Source organism: uncultured Pontibacter sp., from assembly GCF_947495565.1.
Classification (GTDB): domain Bacteria; phylum Bacteroidota; class Bacteroidia; order Cytophagales; family Hymenobacteraceae; genus Pontibacter.
The window spans coordinates 218,016-239,582 of the sequence record NZ_CANLZM010000003.1 but is presented as its reverse complement, the minus strand read 5'-3'; the positions used below and the strand labels follow the sequence as shown (position 1 = coordinate 239,582).

At 48.7% G+C, this 21,567-nt stretch carries 19 protein-coding genes; 8 read left to right on the top strand and 11 right to left on the bottom strand.

What is annotated here, in order from left to right:
* Positions 1–100: 100 nt before the first annotated feature.
* The 9 genes from sigZ to Q1B04_RS05670 form a co-directional block, all read right to left on the bottom strand.
* On the bottom strand, positions 101–724 hold the full coding sequence (gene sigZ, locus Q1B04_RS05710; RefSeq protein WP_299756660.1) for an RNA polymerase sigma factor SigZ: 624 nt from the start codon (positions 722–724) through the stop codon (positions 101–103).
* A gap of 3 nt (positions 725–727) precedes the next feature.
* A complete protein-coding gene (locus Q1B04_RS05705) occupies positions 728–1,243 on the bottom strand; it encodes a GNAT family N-acetyltransferase (protein ID WP_299756658.1) in 516 nt (171 codons plus the stop codon).
* A 78-nt stretch (positions 1,244–1,321) separates the two neighbouring features.
* Complete coding sequence (locus Q1B04_RS05700; RefSeq protein ID WP_299756656.1) at positions 1,322–1,738, bottom strand: ArsI/CadI family heavy metal resistance metalloenzyme; 417 nt, start codon at positions 1,736–1,738, stop codon at positions 1,322–1,324.
* A gap of 210 nt (positions 1,739–1,948) precedes the next feature.
* Positions 1,949–3,865 (bottom strand): DUF3857 domain-containing protein, encoded by a 1,917-nt coding sequence (locus Q1B04_RS05695; RefSeq protein WP_299756654.1) that lies wholly within the window; start codon positions 3,863–3,865, stop codon positions 1,949–1,951.
* 95 nt (positions 3,866–3,960) lie between these two features.
* A complete protein-coding gene (locus tag Q1B04_RS05690) occupies positions 3,961–5,943 on the bottom strand; it encodes a DUF3857 domain-containing protein (protein ID WP_299756652.1) in 1,983 nt (660 codons plus the stop codon).
* Between the two features lie 1,143 nt (positions 5,944–7,086).
* Positions 7,087–7,455 (bottom strand): hypothetical protein, encoded by a 369-nt coding sequence (locus Q1B04_RS05685; RefSeq protein WP_299756650.1) that lies wholly within the window; start codon positions 7,453–7,455, stop codon positions 7,087–7,089.
* 188 nt (positions 7,456–7,643) lie between these two features.
* The gene (locus tag Q1B04_RS05680; RefSeq protein ID WP_299756648.1) at positions 7,644–8,420 is read right to left on the bottom strand and encodes a TIGR03915 family putative DNA repair protein; all 777 of its coding nucleotides are present in this window, start codon (positions 8,418–8,420) and stop codon (positions 7,644–7,646) included.
* A 32-nt stretch (positions 8,421–8,452) separates the two neighbouring features.
* Positions 8,453–8,584 carry a hypothetical protein gene (locus Q1B04_RS05675; protein WP_299756646.1) on the bottom strand — a complete coding sequence of 44 codons (132 nt, stop codon included), beginning with the start codon at positions 8,582–8,584 and terminating at the stop codon, positions 8,453–8,455.
* A gap of 99 nt (positions 8,585–8,683) precedes the next feature.
* Complete coding sequence (locus tag Q1B04_RS05670; RefSeq protein WP_299756643.1) at positions 8,684–9,949, bottom strand: putative DNA modification/repair radical SAM protein; 1,266 nt, start codon at positions 9,947–9,949, stop codon at positions 8,684–8,686.
* Positions 9,950–10,218: 269 nt separating this feature from the next.
* Here Q1B04_RS05670 and Q1B04_RS05665 point away from each other — a divergent pair, with 269 nt between their 5' ends.
* The 8 genes from Q1B04_RS05665 to Q1B04_RS05630 all read left to right on the top strand — a co-directional run bounded on the left by Q1B04_RS05665 (position 10,219) and on the right by Q1B04_RS05630 (position 19,632).
* A complete protein-coding gene (locus Q1B04_RS05665; protein ID WP_299756641.1) occupies positions 10,219–12,114 on the top strand; it encodes a hypothetical protein in 1,896 nt (631 codons plus the stop codon).
* A 73-nt stretch (positions 12,115–12,187) separates the two neighbouring features.
* Positions 12,188–12,790, top strand: a complete 603-nt coding sequence (locus Q1B04_RS05660) for a ferritin-like domain-containing protein (protein ID WP_299756638.1) — start codon at positions 12,188–12,190, stop codon at positions 12,788–12,790.
* Positions 12,791–13,625: 835 nt separating this feature from the next.
* Positions 13,626–14,468 (top strand): S1-like domain-containing RNA-binding protein, encoded by an 843-nt coding sequence (locus Q1B04_RS05655; protein ID WP_299756636.1) that lies wholly within the window; start codon positions 13,626–13,628, stop codon positions 14,466–14,468.
* A 102-nt stretch (positions 14,469–14,570) separates the two neighbouring features.
* Positions 14,571–17,090: a DUF5916 domain-containing protein gene (locus Q1B04_RS05650; protein WP_299756634.1), complete on the top strand. Its 2,520-nt coding sequence runs from the start codon at positions 14,571–14,573 to the stop codon at positions 17,088–17,090.
* An 11-nt stretch (positions 17,091–17,101) separates the two neighbouring features.
* A complete protein-coding gene (locus tag Q1B04_RS05645; RefSeq protein ID WP_299756632.1) occupies positions 17,102–17,767 on the top strand; it encodes an NAD-dependent epimerase/dehydratase family protein in 666 nt (221 codons plus the stop codon).
* Positions 17,768–17,813: 46 nt separating this feature from the next.
* Positions 17,814–18,599, top strand: coding sequence for a class I SAM-dependent methyltransferase (locus Q1B04_RS05640; RefSeq protein WP_299756629.1), 786 nt, complete (start codon positions 17,814–17,816; stop codon positions 18,597–18,599).
* Positions 18,600–18,710: 111 nt separating this feature from the next.
* Positions 18,711–19,202 (top strand): hypothetical protein, encoded by a 492-nt coding sequence (locus Q1B04_RS05635; RefSeq protein ID WP_299756627.1) that lies wholly within the window; start codon positions 18,711–18,713, stop codon positions 19,200–19,202.
* Between the two features lie 193 nt (positions 19,203–19,395).
* Positions 19,396–19,632 (top strand): hypothetical protein, encoded by a 237-nt coding sequence (locus Q1B04_RS05630; RefSeq protein ID WP_299756625.1) that lies wholly within the window; start codon positions 19,396–19,398, stop codon positions 19,630–19,632.
* An 81-nt stretch (positions 19,633–19,713) separates the two neighbouring features.
* Here the strand turns inward: Q1B04_RS05630 and Q1B04_RS05625 are convergent, their stop codons facing one another.
* Both Q1B04_RS05625 and rimK read right to left on the bottom strand, forming a co-directional pair.
* Positions 19,714–20,655 (bottom strand): succinylglutamate desuccinylase/aspartoacylase family protein, encoded by a 942-nt coding sequence (locus tag Q1B04_RS05625; protein WP_299756622.1) that lies wholly within the window; start codon positions 20,653–20,655, stop codon positions 19,714–19,716.
* 1 nt (position 20,656) lies between these two features.
* Entirely contained in the window at positions 20,657–21,559 is a 903-nt protein-coding gene (rimK, locus tag Q1B04_RS05620) for a 30S ribosomal protein S6--L-glutamate ligase (RefSeq protein WP_299756620.1), read from the bottom strand.
* Between the last annotated feature and the right edge of the window lie 8 nt (positions 21,560–21,567).

Here is a 21,567-nt window from a genome sequence, read left to right as displayed (position 1 = left end):
TTTTACAGCTTCTGGATTGTTTAAAAAGCCATAAAGAGGCGCTTGCTGCCTGGTCAGGTTCAGGAATTTATACTTTGCAATTACTTATACTTTGCACTTTCTATTTCTCACAGCAGCTTTGGGGTTCGTGCAGTGCTGCGCAGTTTGCTTTCACCTCCGCGCCCAGCACTTGGCCATCGCGGCTAAGCTCCAGGTGGCAGCATTCCTGAAAAAGTTGCTTCAGCTTTTCGCGCCCCCGCTGCACCCTGGATTTAGCTCCGGAGTGAGATATGCCCAGCCGTTCCGCAATTTCCTTTTGGCTTACGCCTTCCAGTTCGCTTAGGCGCAGCGCCTCGGCATATTCGATGGGCAGCAGATTTATGAGCGGCTCCACCAGCGCCTCCACTGCCTGCCGGTTTTGTTCAGCCATTTCTTCGGGGTCCGGCAGTTCCTCTTCAAACCTCAGCGGCTCCCGGGTTTTATTCTCCCTGAAAAAATCATGCACCGTGTTGCGTGTAATCTGGTACAGCCAGGCTTTAAGGTTATGCACCCCCTGTAGCTGCTCACAGTTTTTATGCAGCTTCAGGTAAAGCTGCTGCAGTATGTCGTCAGCCGCTTCCTTATCCTGCACACGCTTCCGTACAAAACCTCTTAGCTGGGCCTCGTACGCCATAAAAACAGGTGCTACGGCAGCGCAGCTGTCTTTCGGCAGGTTGGAAGCAGGGTTGATGCAGCAGTTATCCATACTTTAAATGCCTACTATTTTACTTCGTCTTTCCATAAGGCAGATGTCGCGCCACTGGCCCTGCAATTGCCCCAGCCGCTCCCGCAGGCCTATCATCCTAAAACCGCATTGTTCGTGCAGCTTTATACTTGCTACGTTTTCTTTTAGGATGCCTGCCTGCAAAGTCCAGATGCCCGCTCTCTCCGACGCTTTTATCAGCACTTGCAGCAACAGCCTGCCAATGCCTTGCCCTTTGTAGCCAGGATGAATGTAAACACTGTCTTCGGCCACGCCGCTGTACACGCACCTACCCGACACAGCAGTAAGTGCTGCCCAGCCGGCCACTTGCCCGTTATTTGCCAGCGCCACCAACCTGCAGCATTTCATGTATTTGCTGTCCCACTCCTGCCACTCAGGAGCTTTGGTTTCCAGGGTGGCGTTGTTGGTGGCTATGCCCAGCTCGTAAATTTCCTTTACCTGCGGATATTGCTCCGGCAGCATTTCGGTAAGCTGCACAAGGTTTCGTGTTGCAGTCTCCATTTTTTGGGGAGTAAATGTAAATCAGTAGCAAGTATGAAAGTATGCCTGCTACTGATTTTTCCTTTGTTCTATTCTGTACTAAATGGCATCGGCGGCTTCGGGGCAGCATTTGGTGGCTGGCTCACCATACACAGTAGACTCCCCAAAAGTATAAAAGGCTTCCCAATCCACGCCCTGCGGGTCTGTAATCCACGACTTCTCAGACTTAGCGTAGCAGCAGGTGCATTTTCCCTCTTCCCGGATGGCACCTTTTGCCTCTTTAAGTCGTCCGTATACCTGCCCCAGCTCCTCTTCGCTCTCAGCCTGTATGCCTAAATGCTCAATGCCTGCGTTTTCCGGATGAAACGAGATTGCGAAGTTAACACGCGGGTCCTCCAACATCCACTTGGCATAATCCGGCTTCAGTACGGTTGGCTCAGAGCCAAACAAGGCAGTGTAGAAAGCGGTAGACTCCTGCAGGTTTTTAACTCTTACGTTTACGTGAAATCTTTTCATGGCTCTATCTTTTTAGGTGTTTTATACTTGTTACACCCTGATGACGGAGCGACTCCTGAAAAGACGCAGCTTTTAGTAAAGTATTTTTCCTATAGTTTAAATAATTCCGCTAGCTCAGGATTATACTAAGCTGGCGGAGTTAAATTTATTCTTTGCTGTTTAGCTCATCGGCTGGTCTGGCACAAAACTGTACTGCCAGCAGCTCCGGCTCTATTGGATGTTCTTCACGAATACTACCTGCTCGGCATCTGCTTTGATAACATTGTTGTAGAACTCTACCAGTTGCGCATATGTCTCCGGTGCAAAACGGCCTTTGTTCATTTGCATGCGGCGCATATAGGTTACGCGCTGCCCATCAACTTTTACTGACGCTGTATACTCCCCGAAAACCGATTTGTGCTGCACCTGGCGTGGCAGATACTCAACAGAATAGCCCACTGGCATCTCAATCTCAACCGTATCTACATCAACATAGGCCATTACGCGCACCACGTCTGTCAATCGTTTCTCTTTCTGGTTAGGTACGTGTGTCCATTTACTCATTAGGTTTGGGTTAACGAACATACGCTTGCCGCTGAGCGTGGCACACTGGCGCAGGCTCAGCTCCAGGTTTTCATGTATACTTGGCACGCGATCCTTTTTCTGCGCAAAGCTGAACTTGCTGATCTCGAAGGGAGGAGCTGTGGTGTTTTCGTAAAGCCACTTGCGCTGATCCTCTGGTTTTCTATTAGCTATCAACTGGTCACGGGTTTCCTGCTGAATTCCGGTATAGCGGGTATTTACGCTCGCGGTGCCGCTGCCTTTTTCGTCAAGCTGTACTTTTATACTTCTGATCTGCTGGTTATCCGTTGCGTTGTAGGCTGTGGTTTTTACTAATTTGCCACCATCCGGCGTGATAAGCAGCGCGTGGCGGTCGCCGGTAAAACTGCCGTTATAACCGGCTGCCTCCGTCTGGCTTGTACACTCCAGCCACATCGTATCCTGTGGCATCGGCACGCAAAGTATAACGTGGTTAAACTGGCTGCTCGGAAATTCAGTTCTGATATCGGCTTTGCCTTCCCCCGCATTAATCAAAGCGTAATAAGAATCCACGCCCACTGCCTGCAGCATGGCTTGCGTATAGTTGGAGAGCGCTTTGCAATCGCCATAGCCTTTGCTGTCTACAAAGTTTGCCTCAAAAGGCTGCCAACCACCAATACCCAACTGTATGGACACATAACGGGTTTTGCCCTGCATGTAGTCATAAACCAGGCGCACTTTCTCTTCCGTAGAATTAGCGTTGGCCGTTAAGGTTGTCAGCTTGGCTACAGTTTCAGCAGGCAATGCGCCGCGCCCCTGGTTCAGCTTATGCTGCCAAAGCCCGAAGTCTTTCCAGGTTTCCATACTTCCTTTGTAGCCATCTACTTCAAACTCACTGGGAGCCGTCAGCACCATAGGCACTAATTCGCTGAAGCCGGGGCCGTAGGGCTCATACTCAACAGGTTTCAGGTTGCTTACCTCCCAGTTGTAAATCTGGTGTGTGCCGCTGTTTATCACCTCCACCTTTTGGGGCAGGTTGCTTTCCAGGTAGCGCAGCTTTGCGTTTAAAGGCACCTGCACCTGCAGGCTGGCTTTTTCCACAGAAAGGTTTTCTTCGTCCTGCGGCATCCAGCGCGGGTAAAACATCATGTTAGACTGCGATACCTCATACTCAAACTCAACTGTATAAGGGTACACGCTATACTCCAGGTTGGCAATTTTTACGCGGCTATCCTCGTATACTGATATGCTACTGATGGCGCTCACGTCTTTAATATCGCTGTTCTTAAGCTTTTTCAGGCGTTTCCCAAAACGGTCGTAAGAGGTGCCGCTGATGTGGCTTACCTTACTGAGTTTGCTGTAAGGCACATAAAGGGTTGCGCGGTGGTCGCCGTTCTCGTTCAGGATGGTGATGGTGGTTTTGAAACGAAGTGTGCCGCTGTTGATGGAGTTAACGGTAAATACTGTTTCTTCGGATCGTATAATTGCATTGGCCTCTTTGCTTAATTCTGAAAGAGAAGTGCTGTCCGAAGCAAATGCCTGCGGTGCCAGCAAAATGCAGCAGATTAAAACGCAGAGCCAATTAAGTTTCTTATTTATTTGTAACATAGCTGATTACCTCAATACTATAAAGTAGCAGGCGTTAGAGCAGGCCTGCTATAGCTTGTAGCCACAGCAAGTCTGCTCCAATGCCATCCTATAAATTAATTAGCTGCTATTTTTTTCAGTACTATTTGCTCCGCGTGCTTCGCGATAATCTGGTTGTAGAACTCCTTCAGATAGGCATACTCCGGAGCGTAAAACACGGGCTTGTTAATGCTCACCTTGCTCATAACCTGTACAGAATTCCCCTGCTGCTGCACCATGTACATAAACCGGCCACCGTTTTCCGGCAGGTTTACAGCAATACTTTTAGGTGCTTCCTCTATTGCGTAGCCTTCTGGTATTGTCAGGTTGCAAATGTACGTCTCGTCTACCGGTGTGCCGAAATCCACCGGGTAAAGGCGCTCCGTCAGTTTGAACGGATTCTCTTTCTCGCCACGGCCCAGCATGGGGTTCAGGTAGATAATATCGTTTGAGCGGCCGCTGCCGTTTACGCTAATGTTGTAAGAAATATCCAGCGGATTACTTAGCTCGTTCAGGTTGATGATCTCGGGCTTTGTCAGTTTAAAATCACCCACTTCTTTAGCCAGGCGCTCTGTATACTTGCTTTCGCCTTCATCCAGAATAGTTCTGCGCAGGCTTATAGCACCATACCCACCCAATGATTCGCGACCAGTCCCTACCACTTCACCTTGCTCGTTCATGGTCAGGTTAGCACTGAACAGCTTCGTATAGTTCGTAGCTGGCGTTAAACTCACCCAGCGGTCTGCCCCTTTCTTTATCAGGCGGCCCTGGCCATTCAGGCAGCGGCCCGGAAGCACCCCTACCGTTACCAGAGGGTCAGTGGCATCAAGAAGGTATTCCTTGTCGCCTACCTTTACTTGGGCTATCACATAATTAAACTTAGAAATCATAGGCGACATAGCCGTATTAATGCGACCATTCTCACGGGTGCTCACAATTACTGGTGAGGCGTCAAAACCAGCTTCCTGTAGCATAGATGTTAGCAGCAGGTTAAGATCTGCTGCGTTTCCGGTACGCTCATCCCAAGCCTTCCGAATAGTGGTATTGGCATATAAGCTATTTCTGCCGTTCCACTTCATGCGGTTTTTTACCAGGCTAAAAATAGCCGCTAACTGCTCCTCCTGCCCTTTATACTTGCTCTGGATAGCGGCAAGTTCATCCTTAAAAAAGCCGCTACGGTTCAGCTGCACGCCAAATTTATCTTCTGACATCAGGTCTGTTGTAACTTTAGCCCAATCGCCGGTCATGGTGCGGGATGCCTGCCCCGGAATATGCACCCGCTGCAGCTCAAACTCAATTTTCGACTGATAATCGCGCAGCGTGGTAATGTACTTTTCCTCCTTTAGGGCCGGCACATCCTTCATTATCCAAACATAGGCGTTGTTATAGGTATCAGGCGTAACTTTTGCGCCGCCAGTGGCTACCTCTTTTTCATTTTCGCTTTTATAGAGCCCGTTGTAGCCCTGCATCTGAAATTTATAATCAAAATACTCCGGTATGCGTGCGCGGTACTCACTCCAAAGCACCGGAATGCTCTGCTGGAACTCCCAATCCCGTAGCGTATATACAAAATCTGAAGTTATGGTATAGGTTACATCAATCACTGAACCCTCCTTCACGTTAGGCATGGTAAACTTTTTAGCATACCAAAACTCAGAGGTCTTCTCATCGAAAACGCTTTGCCCCTCTAATTTGTCTTTTTTAACTTCTCCGTCCTCCAGGTTATAAGTAAACCCTCTGATGGAACTTACTTTCTCCTTGCCCGATCCTTTTTGGTAGTATGGCACTACCACATCGGCCCAGTCATAAGCTGATTTTTTGAATATCTTGATCCGGATTTGGCGCTCAAATACCACCTTTAAGTCGCCTATGTAATCAAAGCGGGTAAAGCCGTAGTCAGAAAGTATAACAGCGGCGGCAGAGGTGTCTTTGTCGTACGAGCTCATTTTAAGCTCCTCTTCGGATACCTTGCCGAATTTTACAACCTGCGCGGCTGTATGATGGGAAAAACCGGCCAAAATGAGGGCCAGTACAAATAGTTTTGTAAAATTTGCTTTCATAGGCAATGTTAAAATAATTGATAACTGTTTCGTGCGTGCAATTTCAAGTACTTGTAAAAATCAAAGGGATGGCAGCTTAATGCTTAGCAAATCAGCAGGATATAAAACCAAGCTCCTTTTAATTTTCTATAAAGAAAGCTATATTTTACTATATAGTCAAAATGAACTAGAGATTTTTTATCAGGTATTTTAGATAAATCATACAAGTTGCGTTCAAGGCTAATTTATACTTCTCCTGACGTTAATTTAGTCAGCAAACAGTGCTTTAATGCTTTAATCTAACTTTTTAAAATATGTATCCGTTTGCTGTGCCTCCTCTGTTATACTTAGAGCCTGTTTAGAGTTTATTAATACTACACTGCCTGCCCTTATTGCGTGTTTTCACCAGCAAGATTAACAGCATCTGCATTTTGATTGTTGGTGAAAAACACCAACAATGGCGGGTGTAGGCCCTATAACCAAAAACTCTAAACAGCTTCTTTTTCTGCTGAGGCTCTAACAAAAGCTAAAGCAGCTTAAACCGTGCACAAAAGTTTTTCGCTTCGGAAAGGCTTTTATGATTGATAAATCTAGAGATTTATAATTGGACAGAGTACATTCTACAGCGGCATCACTAGTAAAAGTTATACTTTAAAACTTTATATAAATGTTAACTTCTATCGAGAGGCATCAGCATTTAATTGTATAGGTATAGACGTTTCAGAAGTCTTGGTAAGTATAAATCTAGAACTGGCAATTACTTTTTGAGGAGGAGGAGGCGCTGCTGCATGTACATATTTTCGATTTCACACCTATTCTATTATGTGACCAGCTAAAGCAACTGGTATACACGCTACTTCAAGTATAAATCCGCTGTATTAGTATTGTGCAAGTTTACAAGTCGCACATTACTTATACTTTATTAGATTTGATTATTGATTTAAGCAAAATATGCTTGAGTCTGCAGTTATTGTACTTGATTGGAGAATTGAAGCTTGTACTGATAAATGGAGGAGTGATATTTAGATTAAGCTGAATGCCAAAAATGCTTTTACAGGAAGGCCAGGAGCTTCGAGCTTCCGGGTGATGGAAATAAAAAATACAGCGTGGCAACCAAGGGTGAATTTGGTGTTACCACGCTGCATTTAAACATATTATTACTGTTTATAGGTGATCTGTAAAATTACTCTTGTCTGACCAAAACTCCCGGCAGGCTTCGCGCTGATCTTCTATAAACTTAGAGTTCTTTTTAAGGTCTTTCCAGTTACCGTAACCAAGGCGCTCGCACATTCTGAAAAAGCTGTCTCCCTGGTTTTTTTGTCCTTTTACCCTAACAAGTGAGCTAAGCAACGGGCGACCGGCTTTATACTCTCTCTCGGAAATTTCGTCGATTACTTCAGCAAGCATCGACTTCTCGTGCGGGTTTTCCAGGTTAAGGCCAAGCTCAGCTTCGTAGATTAGGTTCTGAAAAGACATCAGATGTGCTCTACCGCGAGCTACTTGAATGAGTTTCTTTCGTACGCGTGAATTCATGGTGTGCAATTATGAGGTTAAGCAGGTAAACTTATAAAGCGGCAAATTCTTTTTGCCGTTTTCCTGCAATTGTAAAACGATATATATACTTATAAACGTATAAAATCGAAAAAAGGTTGCACAACGTGTACAATTATCTTCTAGTTTTAATGCAATAGATTATAGGTTGTTGTAAATGTTATAAAGCTCTATCGTAGCTGCCGGGGCTGCTTTTCAGACAAGTACTTCCAGTAGCGCTTTGGGACATGCCGCAGGTGCAGTTTTGGGTTTTTACGCTCTGGTATATTTACGTTATCGAAGTATACTTGCCAAAGCTGCTGGTAAATATCCTCCTCCTGATCTTTGGCATCTGCAGTTAACGTGGCATGTTTTTGGTTTGGCGGCAGCTCCAGATTTATTAATGACACCTGGTTGAGATCATAATAAGCGCCATACCGGCGGTTTGTATCGTAAATCGCCCAAGGCTGGTCAGCGTACCGCTTCTCAAAGTGCTTTACAATCAGCGGCAGCACATTAAAGTCCGGGGAGATTGTAGCGAAGTATAAACCGTCGGTGGTTTTCTGAAAACGCACAAATGCTTCCATCCTGTGCTTTTCGCGGTGCACCTGCTTGGCGGCCTGCTGCACCTGCAGCACACAGGGCGCGGCGTAGTTGCCTTCAATGTTTTCCTTAGAGCTGAAAACCAGCTTTGTGTAATCAAAAATAATTAGCTCAAACTGCGGCTGCCCCCATAGGTATGTATGGTAAAGTGCCTGCTGCGCCCCGACGCTAAGCTTTTTCTGGAGCCCCTGCCACACCCGGTTGGCTTTCTCCTCATCGGCAACTACAGCAACCGTCTGCCCGAACATACTTGGCTGCGCCACGTGCTCCTGCTCAATAGCCGTTGGCCATGCTTTACGTTCAAAGGCTTCAAATACTACTGTTAGCAGCCCTTCAAAAGTACCGTCGTAAGTATAAAGATGCATCTGAAAATATAAACCGGTTATTACAGGCTGTGTTATTTACTCGCGTTGCGGCCTTTCTCAGCGGTTTCAGCCTGCGCACGAGATGAAAGACTTTGCAGTTGTGGCACCAGCATGTTCAGTTTACAGTACAAAGATACTCGAGCTACTTTTTGATTCTTTCTCATAACTAACACCTTCTTAGGTTGGATTGATTTGGAAGTATAACTTGGTATTAATGATTTCCTTTTCCTTTCTCTCATGCCTCTTCCCCTTCTCCTTTGTTGCTACCCTACCTGCCGAAACAGGTCCAACTGCTGCTTCAGTAAAGCACTCCGCACAGAGCCCTCTCCAAACAGAATTTTTCTCCGGATAAGCTCCGATTCAAAATCCTGGCGCTGCAGACTTTTGGTTTGGCAGGTGATAAAGTACTTTGCCCGCTTCAGCACGACGCCCATCTGCCGCAGGTGCTCAAAATTCAGCGGTGTAAATCTTCTGGCCGATACAATCTTCTGAGCGCTCTTTATGCCGATACCCGGCACACGCAAAATCATCTCATAGTCAGCCGTGTTTAGCTCCACCGGAAATATATGGCGGTTGCGCAGCGCCCAGCCCAGCTTCGGGTCTATGTCCAGGTCCAGGTGCGGATGCAGCTCATCCACAATCTCTTTAGCATCGAACCCATAAAAGCGCATGAGCCAATCGGCCTGGTAAATTCGATTTTCCCGTATAATGGGCGGCTCTGTAATAATAGGCAGGCGGTTATCGCTGCTTATCGGTACATAGCCGGAGTAATACACCCGCTTCAGGCTATAGTCTTTGTAAAGTTGGCTCGACAGCTGCAGAATCTGATGATCGTTTTCGGCAGAGGCCCCTACAATAAGCTGCGTACTCTGGCCTGCCGGCGCAAAACTTGGTGCCGACTTAAACAGTTTCTTCTCCTCCTTGGCCTGTACCAGCTGCTGCTTAATGTTGCCCATTGGCTCCAGCACCTCTTTGTAGTTCTTCTCCGGCGCAAGCTGCTGCAAACTCATTTCCGACGGAAGCTCTATGTTTACACTCAACCTATCGGCATACAGTCCGGCCTCCTTTATCAGCTCCTCACTGGCTCCCGGTATAGTTTTCAGGTGAATGTAGCCGTTAAACTTATGCTCTTGCCGAAGCTTTTTAGCCACACGCACCAGTCGCTCCATTGTATAATCGGCATTTTTAAAGATGCCTGAGCTTAGAAACAGGCCCTCGATGTAGTTGCGGCGGTAGAAGTTGATTGTCAGGTCCACCACCTCCTGCACCGTAAAGGCGGCACGCTTCACGTCGTTGCTCCTTCTGGTAACACAGTAGGCACAGTCGAAAATGCAATGGTTTGTAAGCAGTATTTTCAGCAGCGATACGCAACGACCATCCTCTGTATAACTATGGCAAATACCCATACCCTCAGCATTGCCTAGCCCTTTGTTCTCATTTTTGCGTTTGCCACCGCTAGATGAGCAGGAAACATCATACTTGGCAGCATCTGCTAAAATAGTTAGCTTTTCTATCAATCTGTTCTCCATATCGCCGTGCTTCTCTACTTCTAATGGGTTAAAGATACGTCTATTGTAAACATAAGCCCAATATTTTTAGCAATTTTTATCCACATCTTTGTCTGCAGGTGTTCATAAACTAACAAAATTAGCATCACTCACTACACCATACTTTCGCCTGATTAGCTATAGTGTACCATAATTGCTATTTTTATAGGCTCAGGCCATCATATCTGGCAACAGAAAACGTTATATTGGAAGGCTAAAACCGAAGCCGATGCTGCCTCGCTATACTACTTATGCCTTACTTACACCCTACATTTAGATTTCTGCCGCTGGCATGCCTGCTGTGTATGCTGCTGCTTTGCATAGGCGTGTGTCAGGGGCAGGAGCAGCCTCAGGATACGGTTCAAACTCAGCCTGCCTTCCAAGACTCCGTTCAGCAATCCTTTAACGCCCGTATCATCGAGAACCTCAAGCAGATGTCGGAGCGGAAAACGATAATGGGCAAACTGCTGAGGGCGCTGCTTGATTTTGACAGGAAGGAGGAGGAAGCGTTTGGCATGGATGCTGAGCTGATCCGTAAGGAGTATGAGCTGCACAACTACAAAGTAGTGCGCCGCATTGATATCCTGACCCTAGACCCGTTTGGCTACTCTATTAACGATACCTCCAGGGTCCCGCGCAATTTCTTCGAGAAAGCCGGCAACTCGCTGCACATCAAAACCGGCCGCGGGCAAGTCCGCAATAAGCTGCTTTTCCGCAAAATGGAACGGCTGGAGCCACTGGCTTTGGTAGAATCCGAGCGTTTGCTGCGCCAGACGCGCCACATCCTGGATGCCAGAATTATTGTAAATGAGGAGACCACCACCAACGACAGCGTGGATGTGTTTGTGGTTACAAGGGATATTTTCAGTTTAGGCGGCTCCGGCTCTTACACGCCTTCCTCCGGCAAAGGGCGCGTTACCTTGCGGGAGCTTAATTTCCTAGGGCAGGGCCACCAGGTGGAAGGCACGTATAAGTTTAACCTTAACAGACCGCGGCCTTGGGAGGTGGCAGGTTTTTATACTGTTGAAAACATTGGCAGAACTTACATCACAGCCGACCTGGCTTATGTAGACGAGAATTACTACAAAGAGAAAAGCTTTTTCCTGCGCCGTGATTTCTTCTCGCTTAACACCAAGTATGCCGGTGCCGTGGGAGCCAGCTGGATAGAGGAGCGCCTGCTGCTGCCATCCGCCCCAGAAGACACTGTAGCGCGTTTCGGCAATGTTGGCTATACGCAGCAGGATGCATGGCTGGGGCGCACATTAAAGTTTAAATCATACAACCTGGGTTATGAGCCGCGTGGCCGTATTATACTTGGCGCCCGCGTTATCAATACAAACTACAGCATCACCCCGACAGAGAATTTCCAGGACAATACGCTGATGATGGGCAGCGTGGGTTACAGCATCCGGAAGTACTACAAAGACCGTTATATTTTTGGCTTTGGCCGAACAGAAGACATACCGGTAGGCACGCTGTTTTCCGTAACAGGCGGCTACCAGGATGGCGATATTTGGGACCGCCGCTACTTTGGCACCTCCCTCTCCTTTGCCAAGTATGGCACTAACTTCGGCTACCTCTACAGCAGGGTTGGCTACGGCACTTTTATCAGGGATGACCGCTGGGAGCAAGGCGTGCTGGATGTGGAGACATTATTTATTACCAGGCTGGCGGAGTGGGGCAACTGGAAGCTGCGGCATTATCTGCTGGGGCGCGGCACGCTGGGCATTAACCGTAACCCGGAGGAGCTTCTCTCTATCGATAACGAAAGTGGCGTCCGGGGATTCCGCTCTGACCTGGTGCGGGGCACGCGTCGGGCATCGTTTAACTATGAGGCAAACCTGTTTACTCCGCTCTCGCTGCTGGGTTTCCGGCTGGCTACTTTTGTGTATGCTGATTTAGCCTGGCTCTCGGTTGGCAACCAAAGCTCCCCGTTTCAGGAGAAGCCCTACCGCAGCTACGGCATTGGCTTCAGGTTCCGGAACGAGTTTACCTCTTTTAGCACCATACAAATAACTTTAGGATATTACCCACAGCTTCCGCCCAGCAGTAACATGCGGGATTTCAGGCTGTACGAGTCTTCGGCACCGTTCTATGACTTCCGAAATTTTGAGTTTGGCCGCCCCGGCGTAGCAGAGTTTTATTAATATCTCGTATCCTTTTGGCGCTTAAGCCTGTTTATAGGGTAGTATAAAAACCCTAAACAGCAATTACGCACCTATGAAAAAAGTTAGAGAGAAAAACGAATATGAAGGAAACCCGGTAGGTCTGCCTAAAGAAACAGCTACGGCCATGGCCAAAGAGCTCGACCGCCACCTGGCTTCATTTATTGTACTATATCATCAGTATCACAAACACCATTGGCTGGTAGAAGGCCCGCAGTTCCGCGATCTGCACTTGTTCTTTGAGGAGCATTACACCGAGATTCACGAACAGTACGACGCCATTGCCGAGCGCCTTACCGTAATGGGCTACTGCCCTACCTGCCACCCGGCCAATCAGCTCAAGATTGCTTACCTGGAGCACGAGGAAGAAGGCGAATTCCGTATCCGCGAAATGCTGAACAAAGATATGGACGATGAGAAAACCATTGCCGTAGAGCTGCGCAAGTCAATTAAGAAGGCTTTTGAGATGGAGGATTTTGCTACCAAATCGCTGCTGGAAGGCATCCTGCTGAAGACAGAGGACCGTTGCCATCACATCGAGCACTTCCTGGGCGAAGACGGCCTATCAATCGGCCTGATTGCCAAACCTGAAGACATCATGGAAGACGGGGAAGCCGACGAGTCTAAATCAAAATTAAAGAAAAAAGCCAAGGCTTAAGACACCTCTGCAAGTACAAAGTATAAAACCCCGGTGGCGCAAGCTGCCGGGGTTTTATACTTTGTATGTGTGTTTGCCATGGCAGATATTACATAGCCACTGCTTACATCTAGCTGCTGTCATTGTACGTGTAGGTCGTGACCTGTCCCTACAAGTATGAACCCACCCATAGATTTGCTCGTGAACGATTACCAGTCCCCTGCTCCTTCGAAGGAGGACTTTGGTTAAGCGGTGGCTAGCTGTATCATCCAACCACCCCTAACCCCTCCTTGGCTAAGGTGGGGAATTCTGTTTAAGCTCCGTCAGCAGCGGCTATCGAAATAATTCCCAGTTCTTGGGTTGAGCGCCTTCTAGATTTCTGGTTTCGCTTCAGCGAAATTGCGACGCAGGAGCAAAGGAAATGCAGAAGGCGCGATGCCCTTAAAGAGGGCCCCTTCCCCCAGGACGAGGCCTCCCTTAAAGAGGGCCCCTACCCCCGCCTGGAGGGAGCCAAAGCCAGAGTTGAAACGAGCAGCTGGTAAAGCAGAGGATAAACAGCTACTAGAAAGTATAGCTTGGTTCTAGCTACAGCAGGCTGCGGCTATCCGAGTATGAACCGACGAGTATAGAGTATAGCCTGTTTCTAACTAAAACAAGCAGCGGCATGCGCCAGAAAAAAACGCAGTTACAAATGATTCATAGTATAAATCAACCGGCTCATACTTATACTTCTAGCAAAATATATCATTTATACCCATTTATCTATTGTTGCAACTTTTAAGCCCGCCCGCTTTTTATTAGATTTGTAGAGGGAGTGCAGCCTCTGCACCAGAACACCTCTTAACGCAACACAACCATGGTAGATTTAGGCAATTATAACGAGCTGGAGATAGCGCGTGAAGTAGACTTTGGCGTATACCTTAGCTCCGAAGATGGAGATATTCTGCTGCCGGGCAAATACTTACCCGAAGGCGCAAAGGTAGGCGACAAGCTTCGCGTTTTCATATACCGCGATTCCGAAGACCGCATGATTGCCACCACACTGGAGCCTTATGCCACCATCGGTGAGTTTGCCTGCCTTACCTGCACCGACGAAACGCCTTTCGGAGCCTTCCTGGACTGGGGCCTGGAGAAAGACCTGCTGGTGCCGCTAAACAACCAGAAAAACAAAATGCAAGTGGGCCGCAAGTACTGCGTGTATGTTTACCTGGATGAAACCTCAGACCGCGTAGTGGCTACCTCCAAACTAGGCAAATACCTGCACAATGAGGACATTAAACTAAGCGAGGGCGATGAAGTACAGTTACTTGTAGCCGGGCTTACCGATATAGGCATCAAAGTACTTATCAACAGCGAGTACATGGGCATACTTTATAAGAATGAGGTATTCCAGGATTTGCGCATCGGCGATAAAGCGACAGGCTACATTAAGCTCATCCGCCCGGATAACAAAATTGATGTGACGCTGCGCAAGCCAGGCATAAACCAGAAAGAGGAAAAAGACGATGCCGCCGATAAAATCATGCGCTCGCTGGAGCAGGGCAGCGGCTGGATGCCTCTTTCTGACAACAGCTCTCCCGAGGACATTTACCAGACACTGGGCATGAGCAAGAAAACATTTAAACGCGCCATTGGCAGTTTGTATAAAGCAGGTAAAATCACCATTGAGCCAGACAACATCCGGCTGAAAAAAGGATAACACCTGCCGCACCGCCACCCGAGTAGACACACGCACCTACAACATACCTGACGATCTCACTTTTAAAACCTTTGCACCCCTGACAAGGTGCAGCCTTGATGTATGCTTACTAAACTATTACCCTTCGCGCTGTTATTAAGCTTGTGCACTGGCGGAGCGCACGCACACGAAACCAAACGCAACAACGATACAGAAAATAGCAAGAGCAGTAAAACCTCTAAAGTTACCAGAACGCAGGTAGTGCCCGTGCTGGATGGATACCTGGAGCCGGAAGTATGGCAACAGGTACAGCCGGCGCAGAACTTCTACCGCTACGACCCCCTGAACGGCAGGCCGTCTTCCCAGAAGACAGAGGTATACATGCTTTTTGATAACGATGCAGTATACATTGGCGCAATGCTTTACGATACCGCCCCCGATTCTATACTTACCCAACTGGGCCAACGCGACTCCGGCGAAAATAACTCTGATATGTTTGGGATATACCTGGACACTTACAACGACAAGCAGAATGCATTTGCTTTTTTGGTGTCAGCGGCCGGAGTGCAGACCGATATTAAGCACTCCCAGGGCAACGAAGACTGGAACTGGGATGCCGTTTGGGAAAGCAGCGTAAGTACCCACGAAAATGGCTGGACAGTGGAAATGCGCATCCCTTACGGCGCAATCCGTTTTCCGGAGGCTGAGGTGCAGACCTGGGGCGTGAATTATATGCGGGTGGTGCGCCGCAACCGCGAAAAGTCCTACTGGAGCCACGTAGACAACTCTGTCAGCGGACTGATAAACCAGGCGGGCCGTGTGATAGGTATAGAGGGCGTTAAGTCTCCGGTCAGGCTCCAATTTATGCCTTACATTTCAGGGTACGTAAACCACTACCCGAACAGCAACAGCGAAACCGATGGCGACACCAAGGACGTCTCCCACTCCATTAATGGCGGCATGGATGTAAAGTATGGCATCAACGACGCTTTTACCCTGGACGTAACCCTGATCCCGGATTTTGGACAAACACAGTCGGACAATCAAGTGCTCAACCTGGGGCCATTTGAAGTAAAGTATAGCGAGAACCGGCAGTTTTTTACCGAAGGCACTGAGCTGTTTAACAAAGCTGGCTTATTTTACTCCCGCCGCATCGGCGCAAGACCTGTGGGCCATGGCTACGTAGAGGAGCAGCTGTTGAATGGCGAGATAATAGACCGTAACCCCGTGGAAACGCAATTACTGAACGCCGCCAAGGTATCCGGAAGAACGCGCCGAGGCTTAGGCATCGGCCTGTTTAACGCCTTTACCGGCAACACCTACGCCACTGTGCAAGACTCCCTCACCGGCACCACCCGCGAAGTGCTCACAGATCCGTTTACCAACTATAATGTTTTTGTGCTGGACCAAACGCTGCCGCGCAACTCATACCTTACCTTTACCAACACCAACGTTACCCGCGCCAGCAGCTTTTACGATGCCAACGTAACAGGCCTCCGCGCTCGTTTTGCTGATAAAAACAATATGTTTGCCCTCACCGGCGGCGGAAACTTAAGCCAACTCTACGGTAAGGATGAGGAAAACGGTGTAGACCTGGGCCACCAGTATTTTGTGAACCTAAGCAAGATAAGCGGCAACTTGCGCTACGGCATTAACCATAACGTAGAGTCTGATACATACGATATCAACGACCTGGGTTACCTGAGCAACAACAACGAGATAAGCACCAGCGCCAGCATCAGCTATAATTTTTACCAGCCCGTTTGGAAGTTCCTTTCGTGGAGCAACAGCTTTAGCGTGGGGCACAGCATGCTGTACGAGCCAAATAAATTCACCGCCTTCGACCTGAGCGCCAGAACCAGTATGCGCTTCCGTAACTTTACCAGCATGTGGGTAAACGCCAGCCTGCGCCCCGGCGATAGGTATGATTACTTTGAGGCGCGCACTTTTCCGCAGGTATTTATTAAGCCGCCGGCCGTTAGCTCCAGCATCGGCATCAGCACCGATTACCGCAAGCGCTTTGCCCTGGACGCCTCTACCAACCTCTGGCGCTCCCGCCGCTACGACCAAAATAGCTGGTCATTCAATTTTGAGCCACGATTCCGTGTAAACGACAAATTCTCCATCGTGAACGGCAACAGCTACAGCATCGACAAACGCAACATCGGGTATGCAGACAAGTATGAGGATACCCAGCAGAACACCCATATCCTCTTCGGCGACCGCACCCTTACCACCGTCAGCACCACCATCAGCAGCGCCTACATTTTTAACGAGCGCTCAGGGCTGACGCTGAACATGCGCCATTACTGGTCCAGAGCCGCTTATAAAAGCTTTTTCGAACTGACTGAGGACGGCCTGCTGCAGCCAACCACAACGGAACAGGGAGTTTATACTTCCGAGATCAACGACATCAATTACAACACCTTCACCATGGACCTGGTGTACAGCTGGCGCTTTGCACCGGGCAGCGAGCTACGCGTGGTTTGGAAGAATTTTATAGAGGACAGAGGCAGCGAGATCGAAAACCGGTACTTCGATAATATGTCTAACACCTTTGCCGTGCCGCAAAACAATAATTTCTCGGTTAAACTGCTATACTTCATAGACTATATATCGCTTAAGAACGTATTTTCTGCATAAGAAAAAAACTTATGCAAAAAGTAAGAACCGCACTGATAGCCGGAGCCAGCGGATTAGTAGGCGGGCACCTGCTCTCCCTGCTGCTCAGGAGCGAGCGCTATAGCCAAGTTATCTCTGTTGGCCGCCACGAACTGCCGCTTATCCACCCGAAACTGGACCAGCAGGTTATTAATTTCGACAGGATGAAGGACTATGCCGCAGAGATGGTTGCCGATGATGTTTTCTGCTGCCTTGGCACTACCATAAAAAAGGCCGGCTCTAAAGACAGCTTCTATAAAGTAGATTATACTTATGTAACGCAGCTGGCAGAACTAACGGCCCGCAAAGGAGCCATACAGTTTCTGGTGGTATCGGCGATGGGGGCGGATGCCGGCTCGATGATCTTCTACAACAAAGTAAAAGGCGAGATGGAGCGCGATGTGCAGCAGCAGCCCTTCAACGCGGTTCATATTTTCCGGCCTTCGTTGCTGCTGGGAGAGCGCGAAGAGAAACGCACCGGCGAGGACTTCGCCAGCAAAGTGATGAAGCCGCTTAGCTCCCTCATGATTGGGCCGCTGGAGAAGTATAAACCTATAGAAGCAGAAACTGTGGCGCGTGCCATGCTTGCTGCCGCCAAGGCTGAAAAACCCGGCAAGCACATTCACCCATCCGATGATATTGCCCACCTAGGCTCTTAACTTTAAGCAGTTGGCCGCGTAAGCTTGTTCTCAGAAAGTATAAAGTATGGCTAAACAAAAGCTACAACACGTTTTCCCGAAGGCGATGCGCTACGACCCCGAATGGGTGCGCCGCCACTCTATGGGAGAGAACGTGCTTTTTAACCTCGAGAGCCTCACCAAGTCTTTAGACCTGAAACCGGGCATGCGCGTGCTGGACCTGGGCTGCGGCAAAGCCATTAGCTCTATTTTTCTGGCCAAAGAGTTTGGCGTGACTGTGTATGCCGTAGATGAAGCCGTATCAGCCAGCGATAATTTCCAGCGCATCTGCCAGTCAGGTTGCCAGGACAGGGTAATACCGCTGGAGGCTGATGCCCGTGCACTGCCTTTTGCACAGGAGTATTTTGACGCCGTGATTGTGGTGGATTCTTATACTTACTTCGGGACCGACGAAAAGTACCTGCCCTATATTGCCAGATTTCTAAAACCAGAAGGTTGTATTGCCATTGTGGATGTCTGCTTTACCGAAGAGATAGAATCGCTGGAGCAGGTGCCCGATTTTCTGCGTGAGGATTACCAACGTTATTGGTACTTTATACATACTATATACTGGTGGCGCAGGCTTTGGGAGAAAACCGGCTTGGTGCACATAGAGGCTGCTGCAGAGATTAACGAGGCTGGGCTGGTGCGGGAACATTATATGAAAGACTTTGAGGACTCTAAAGAAGGAGACCCGTTTGCCAAAGCACTTCATCTTGATAAGCAAGGCTTTATATCATTTTTCAAGCTTATTGGCCGCCGCACTAAGAAATCAGCATACCTGCAGAATTACAAATCTGAAGGTAAAAAGTAGTCCCTCCCATACAAAAACAGTTTTAAACGTCGTTAGAAGTTGTAATTTCGCGGCAACCATGGCGCTATCTACAGCCTTGGCCCGCGACGAATTTTCAACTTAACCAAAGTAATGAGACTCTTTACAAAACTGACATTTGCGCTAGCATTTGTACTTTTCGCCGCTGTTGGTGCACAAGCCCAAAGCGGTTACTCTACTGGCATAGGTCTTAGGGGCGGTGCCGCATCCGGCCTTACCGTAAAGCATTTTATCAAGAGCGATGCTGCCATTGAGGGTATCCTGAGCACCAGCTTTAAGTACAGAGGCACTGTTATAACTGTACTTTACGAGAAGCATGCGCAGGCTTTTAACGCCCGCGGCTTGCAGTGGTATTACGGTTTGGGTGGCCACATCGGCTTCTGGGAAGGCCGCCACTATTATGACCGCGACCATAAGCACTACCACGATAACGTAGTAGGCGTAGGTGTTGATGGGATTTTAGGCCTGGAGTACTATATCCGTGACATTCCGTTCACCATCGGTGCCGACATTAAGCCATACATCAACATACCAAGCGGCGGCGGCTTCTGGGACACAGCGCTGCATGTGCGGTATGTGTTTTAGTGTTGATGTTAAAGCTGCAAAAGTATAAAGCAAAAGGCCCTGCTAAAGTATAGCAGGGCCTTTTGCTTTATCAATCTAGTTGGTGCATTTGCTTATTTAGCTTAATTCTAAATTTCCTTAAAACAGCCGTTAAACTAAACCAGCGCCCTCTTAGGCAAGTATAAATACTTATACAAAACAAAACTACGAACCTATGGAAGCAACATGTAACCACTGCACCCACTGGGAGCAGGACCCAAATAAAGTACAGGTACAAAGTAAGGATTTTGGCGTTTGCGATGAACTGACGGGCCAGCATGCCATGGAGCCGTCATACGTACTGCCGCTGGTGCACGAAGCATCAAACGACCTGAAGCCTAAACAATTCGAGATGATAACTGGCGCCCAGTTCGGCTGCAACCACTTCAGCGAGAAAAAGAGATGGGTGTAAATAACTAAAGTATATTATTCATGAAAAAGGGAGGCAGCTATACACAGCTGCCTCCCTTTTTCATGAATGAATTACCTAAAACTAAAAAGCAATATGCAGCAACGCATCGCCTTGGTTTACCACTGGCATGTTGTTTAGCCCTACCACATACCCCGTAGCCGGCGCGTTCAGGCGCACTTCCATCTCCCCGTAAGGGTCGGTAATACTTCCTATCTGCTGGTTCTTTTTCACGTGATCTCCTATATTGATAGAAGTTCGCCAAAGGCCTGCGTTTTTAGCCCTTAGCCAGATATCTTTCATACATACCACGGTTGGCTCTGTGGCATCCGTGCAGTTGGCCATCATACCCAGGTGGTGCAGTACGCGGCACGTGCCTTCTATACCCAAATTTATACCTTTCTCATCAAAGCGGAGGCTCTCCCCTGTCTCGTACACAAGTATGGATTTGCCCAATTTACCGGCCTCTTTGCGCAGAGAGCCTTGGCGGTAAGGCGCGTTCATTATAAAAGGAGGCGCAAAGGCATGGGCCAGTTCAGCGTTTCTATAATCGTTTAGCATGCAGCGAATTTGCGGATAATTGGCCCGGCTGGAGCCACCGGTATGAAAGTCCAAACCGTAATCTACGTAAGGCATCACTTCTTTCAGGAAGCGGTGTGCTACGCGGCTGGCCAGGGAGCCATCGCGGTTACCCGGAAAACTGCGGTTAACGTCTTTACCATCCGGTACTTCTCTGGAAAAATTCAGGAAGCCGTAAATGTTCAGCACTGGTACTGCAATAATGGTCCCTTTAAGCGGGTACAGCATTTTGCGGGAAAGCATACGCCGGATAATCTCCGTGCCGTTCACCTCATCGCCGTGCATACCGGCCATCAGCAGCACAACCGGCCCATCGTGCACCGAGCGGAAAACATAAACAGGAATTTCAATTACGGTACCGCTGGGCAGTTTGCTTATTACCAGTTTTGTGAGCACCTTTTCACCACGGTCTATGCTTCTACCGTTGATTACAATCGTCTCAGGCATACTATTCTTTAACGCTCTTCTTGGTACGTTTCACAGTCTGCCCTTCCACGTACTGTATTATTTTTCCGGCGATGTCTTTCTGCGTGGCTTTCTCGATACCCTCCAAACCTGGCGAGGAGTTAACCTCAAGTATAAGCGGCCCGCGTTTAGACTGCAGCAAATCTACGCCGGCTATGCCTAAACCGAGAGATTTGGCAGCCAATAACGCTGCGGCTTTCTCCTGCCGGCTCAGCTTAATAAGAGCAGCCTTGCCTCCGCGGTGCAGGTTAGACCGGAACTCGCCCTCTTTGCCCTGTCGCTTCATGGCACCCACCACCTCGCCGTTTACCACAAACGCACGGATGTCGGCACCACCGGCCTCGGCAATAAACTCTTGCACAATAATGCGCGCCTTCAGGTTATGGAACGCTTCAATCACCGACTCAGCGGCCTTGCGCGTTTCGGCAAGCACAACGCCCAGGCCTTGTGTGCCTTCCAGCAGCTTGATCACAAGCGGGGCCCCGCCTACTTCCTTCACCAGTTCCGAGGTTTCCTTAGAATAGTTGGTAAAGGCAGTCTTTGGCATGCCCAGCCCGGCGCGGCCCAAAATCTGGAGCGAGCGCAGCTTATCGCGGGAGCGTACAATGGCTTGCGAGTCTACGGCGCTTTTTACCTTCATCATCTCAAACTGGCGTACCACGGCTGTGCCGTAAAAAGTAACAGAGGCTCCAATACGCGGTATAACTGCGTCAATATCCGTCAGGCGCTCCCCTTTGTAGAGGATGTGCGGATCTCCCTGCTCAATCACGAGGTCACAGCGCAGGTGGTCTAAAACGATGGCCTCGTGCCCCCGCTGTTCTGCTGCCTCTACCAAGCGGCGTGTAGAGTATAGCTTAGGGTTGCGGGAGAGAATAGCAATTTTCATAAATGCTC

Excerpts from the sequence above, each read along its gene's own strand:
- Q1B04_RS05635 (WP_299756627.1), top strand. The coding sequence starts at position 18,711 with ATGAGACTCTTTACAAAACTGACATTTGCGCTAGCATTTGTACTTTTC.
- Q1B04_RS05690 (WP_299756652.1), bottom strand. The coding sequence starts at position 5,943 with ATGAAAGCAAATTTTACAAAACTATTTGTACTGGCCCTCATTTTGGCC.
- Q1B04_RS05650 (WP_299756634.1), top strand. The coding sequence starts at position 14,571 with ATGCTTACTAAACTATTACCCTTCGCGCTGTTATTAAGCTTGTGCACT.
- Q1B04_RS05685 (WP_299756650.1), bottom strand. The coding sequence starts at position 7,455 with ATGAATTCACGCGTACGAAAGAAACTCATTCAAGTAGCTCGCGGTAGA.
- Q1B04_RS05625 (WP_299756622.1), bottom strand. The coding sequence starts at position 20,655 with ATGCCTGAGACGATTGTAATCAACGGTAGAAGCATAGACCGTGGTGAA.
- sigZ (WP_299756660.1), bottom strand. The coding sequence starts at position 724 with ATGGATAACTGCTGCATCAACCCTGCTTCCAACCTGCCGAAAGACAGC.
- Q1B04_RS05645 (WP_299756632.1), top strand. The coding sequence starts at position 17,102 with ATGCAAAAAGTAAGAACCGCACTGATAGCCGGAGCCAGCGGATTAGTA.
- Q1B04_RS05680 (WP_299756648.1), bottom strand. The coding sequence starts at position 8,420 with ATGCATCTTTATACTTACGACGGTACTTTTGAAGGGCTGCTAACAGTA.
- Q1B04_RS05665 (WP_299756641.1), top strand. The coding sequence starts at position 10,219 with ATGCCTTACTTACACCCTACATTTAGATTTCTGCCGCTGGCATGCCTG.
- Q1B04_RS05655 (WP_299756636.1), top strand. The coding sequence starts at position 13,626 with ATGGTAGATTTAGGCAATTATAACGAGCTGGAGATAGCGCGTGAAGTA.
- Q1B04_RS05630 (WP_299756625.1), top strand. The coding sequence starts at position 19,396 with ATGGAAGCAACATGTAACCACTGCACCCACTGGGAGCAGGACCCAAAT.
- Q1B04_RS05705 (WP_299756658.1), bottom strand. The coding sequence starts at position 1,243 with ATGGAGACTGCAACACGAAACCTTGTGCAGCTTACCGAAATGCTGCCG.
- Q1B04_RS05700 (WP_299756656.1), bottom strand. The coding sequence starts at position 1,738 with ATGAAAAGATTTCACGTAAACGTAAGAGTTAAAAACCTGCAGGAGTCT.
- Q1B04_RS05670 (WP_299756643.1), bottom strand. The coding sequence starts at position 9,949 with ATGGAGAACAGATTGATAGAAAAGCTAACTATTTTAGCAGATGCTGCC.
- Q1B04_RS05695 (WP_299756654.1), bottom strand. The coding sequence starts at position 3,865 with ATGTTACAAATAAATAAGAAACTTAATTGGCTCTGCGTTTTAATCTGC.
- Q1B04_RS05660 (WP_299756638.1), top strand. The coding sequence starts at position 12,188 with ATGAAAAAAGTTAGAGAGAAAAACGAATATGAAGGAAACCCGGTAGGT.
- Q1B04_RS05675 (WP_299756646.1), bottom strand. The coding sequence starts at position 8,584 with ATGAGAAAGAATCAAAAAGTAGCTCGAGTATCTTTGTACTGTAAACTG.
- rimK (WP_299756620.1), bottom strand. The coding sequence starts at position 21,559 with ATGAAAATTGCTATTCTCTCCCGCAACCCTAAGCTATACTCTACACGC.
- Q1B04_RS05640 (WP_299756629.1), top strand. The coding sequence starts at position 17,814 with ATGGCTAAACAAAAGCTACAACACGTTTTCCCGAAGGCGATGCGCTAC.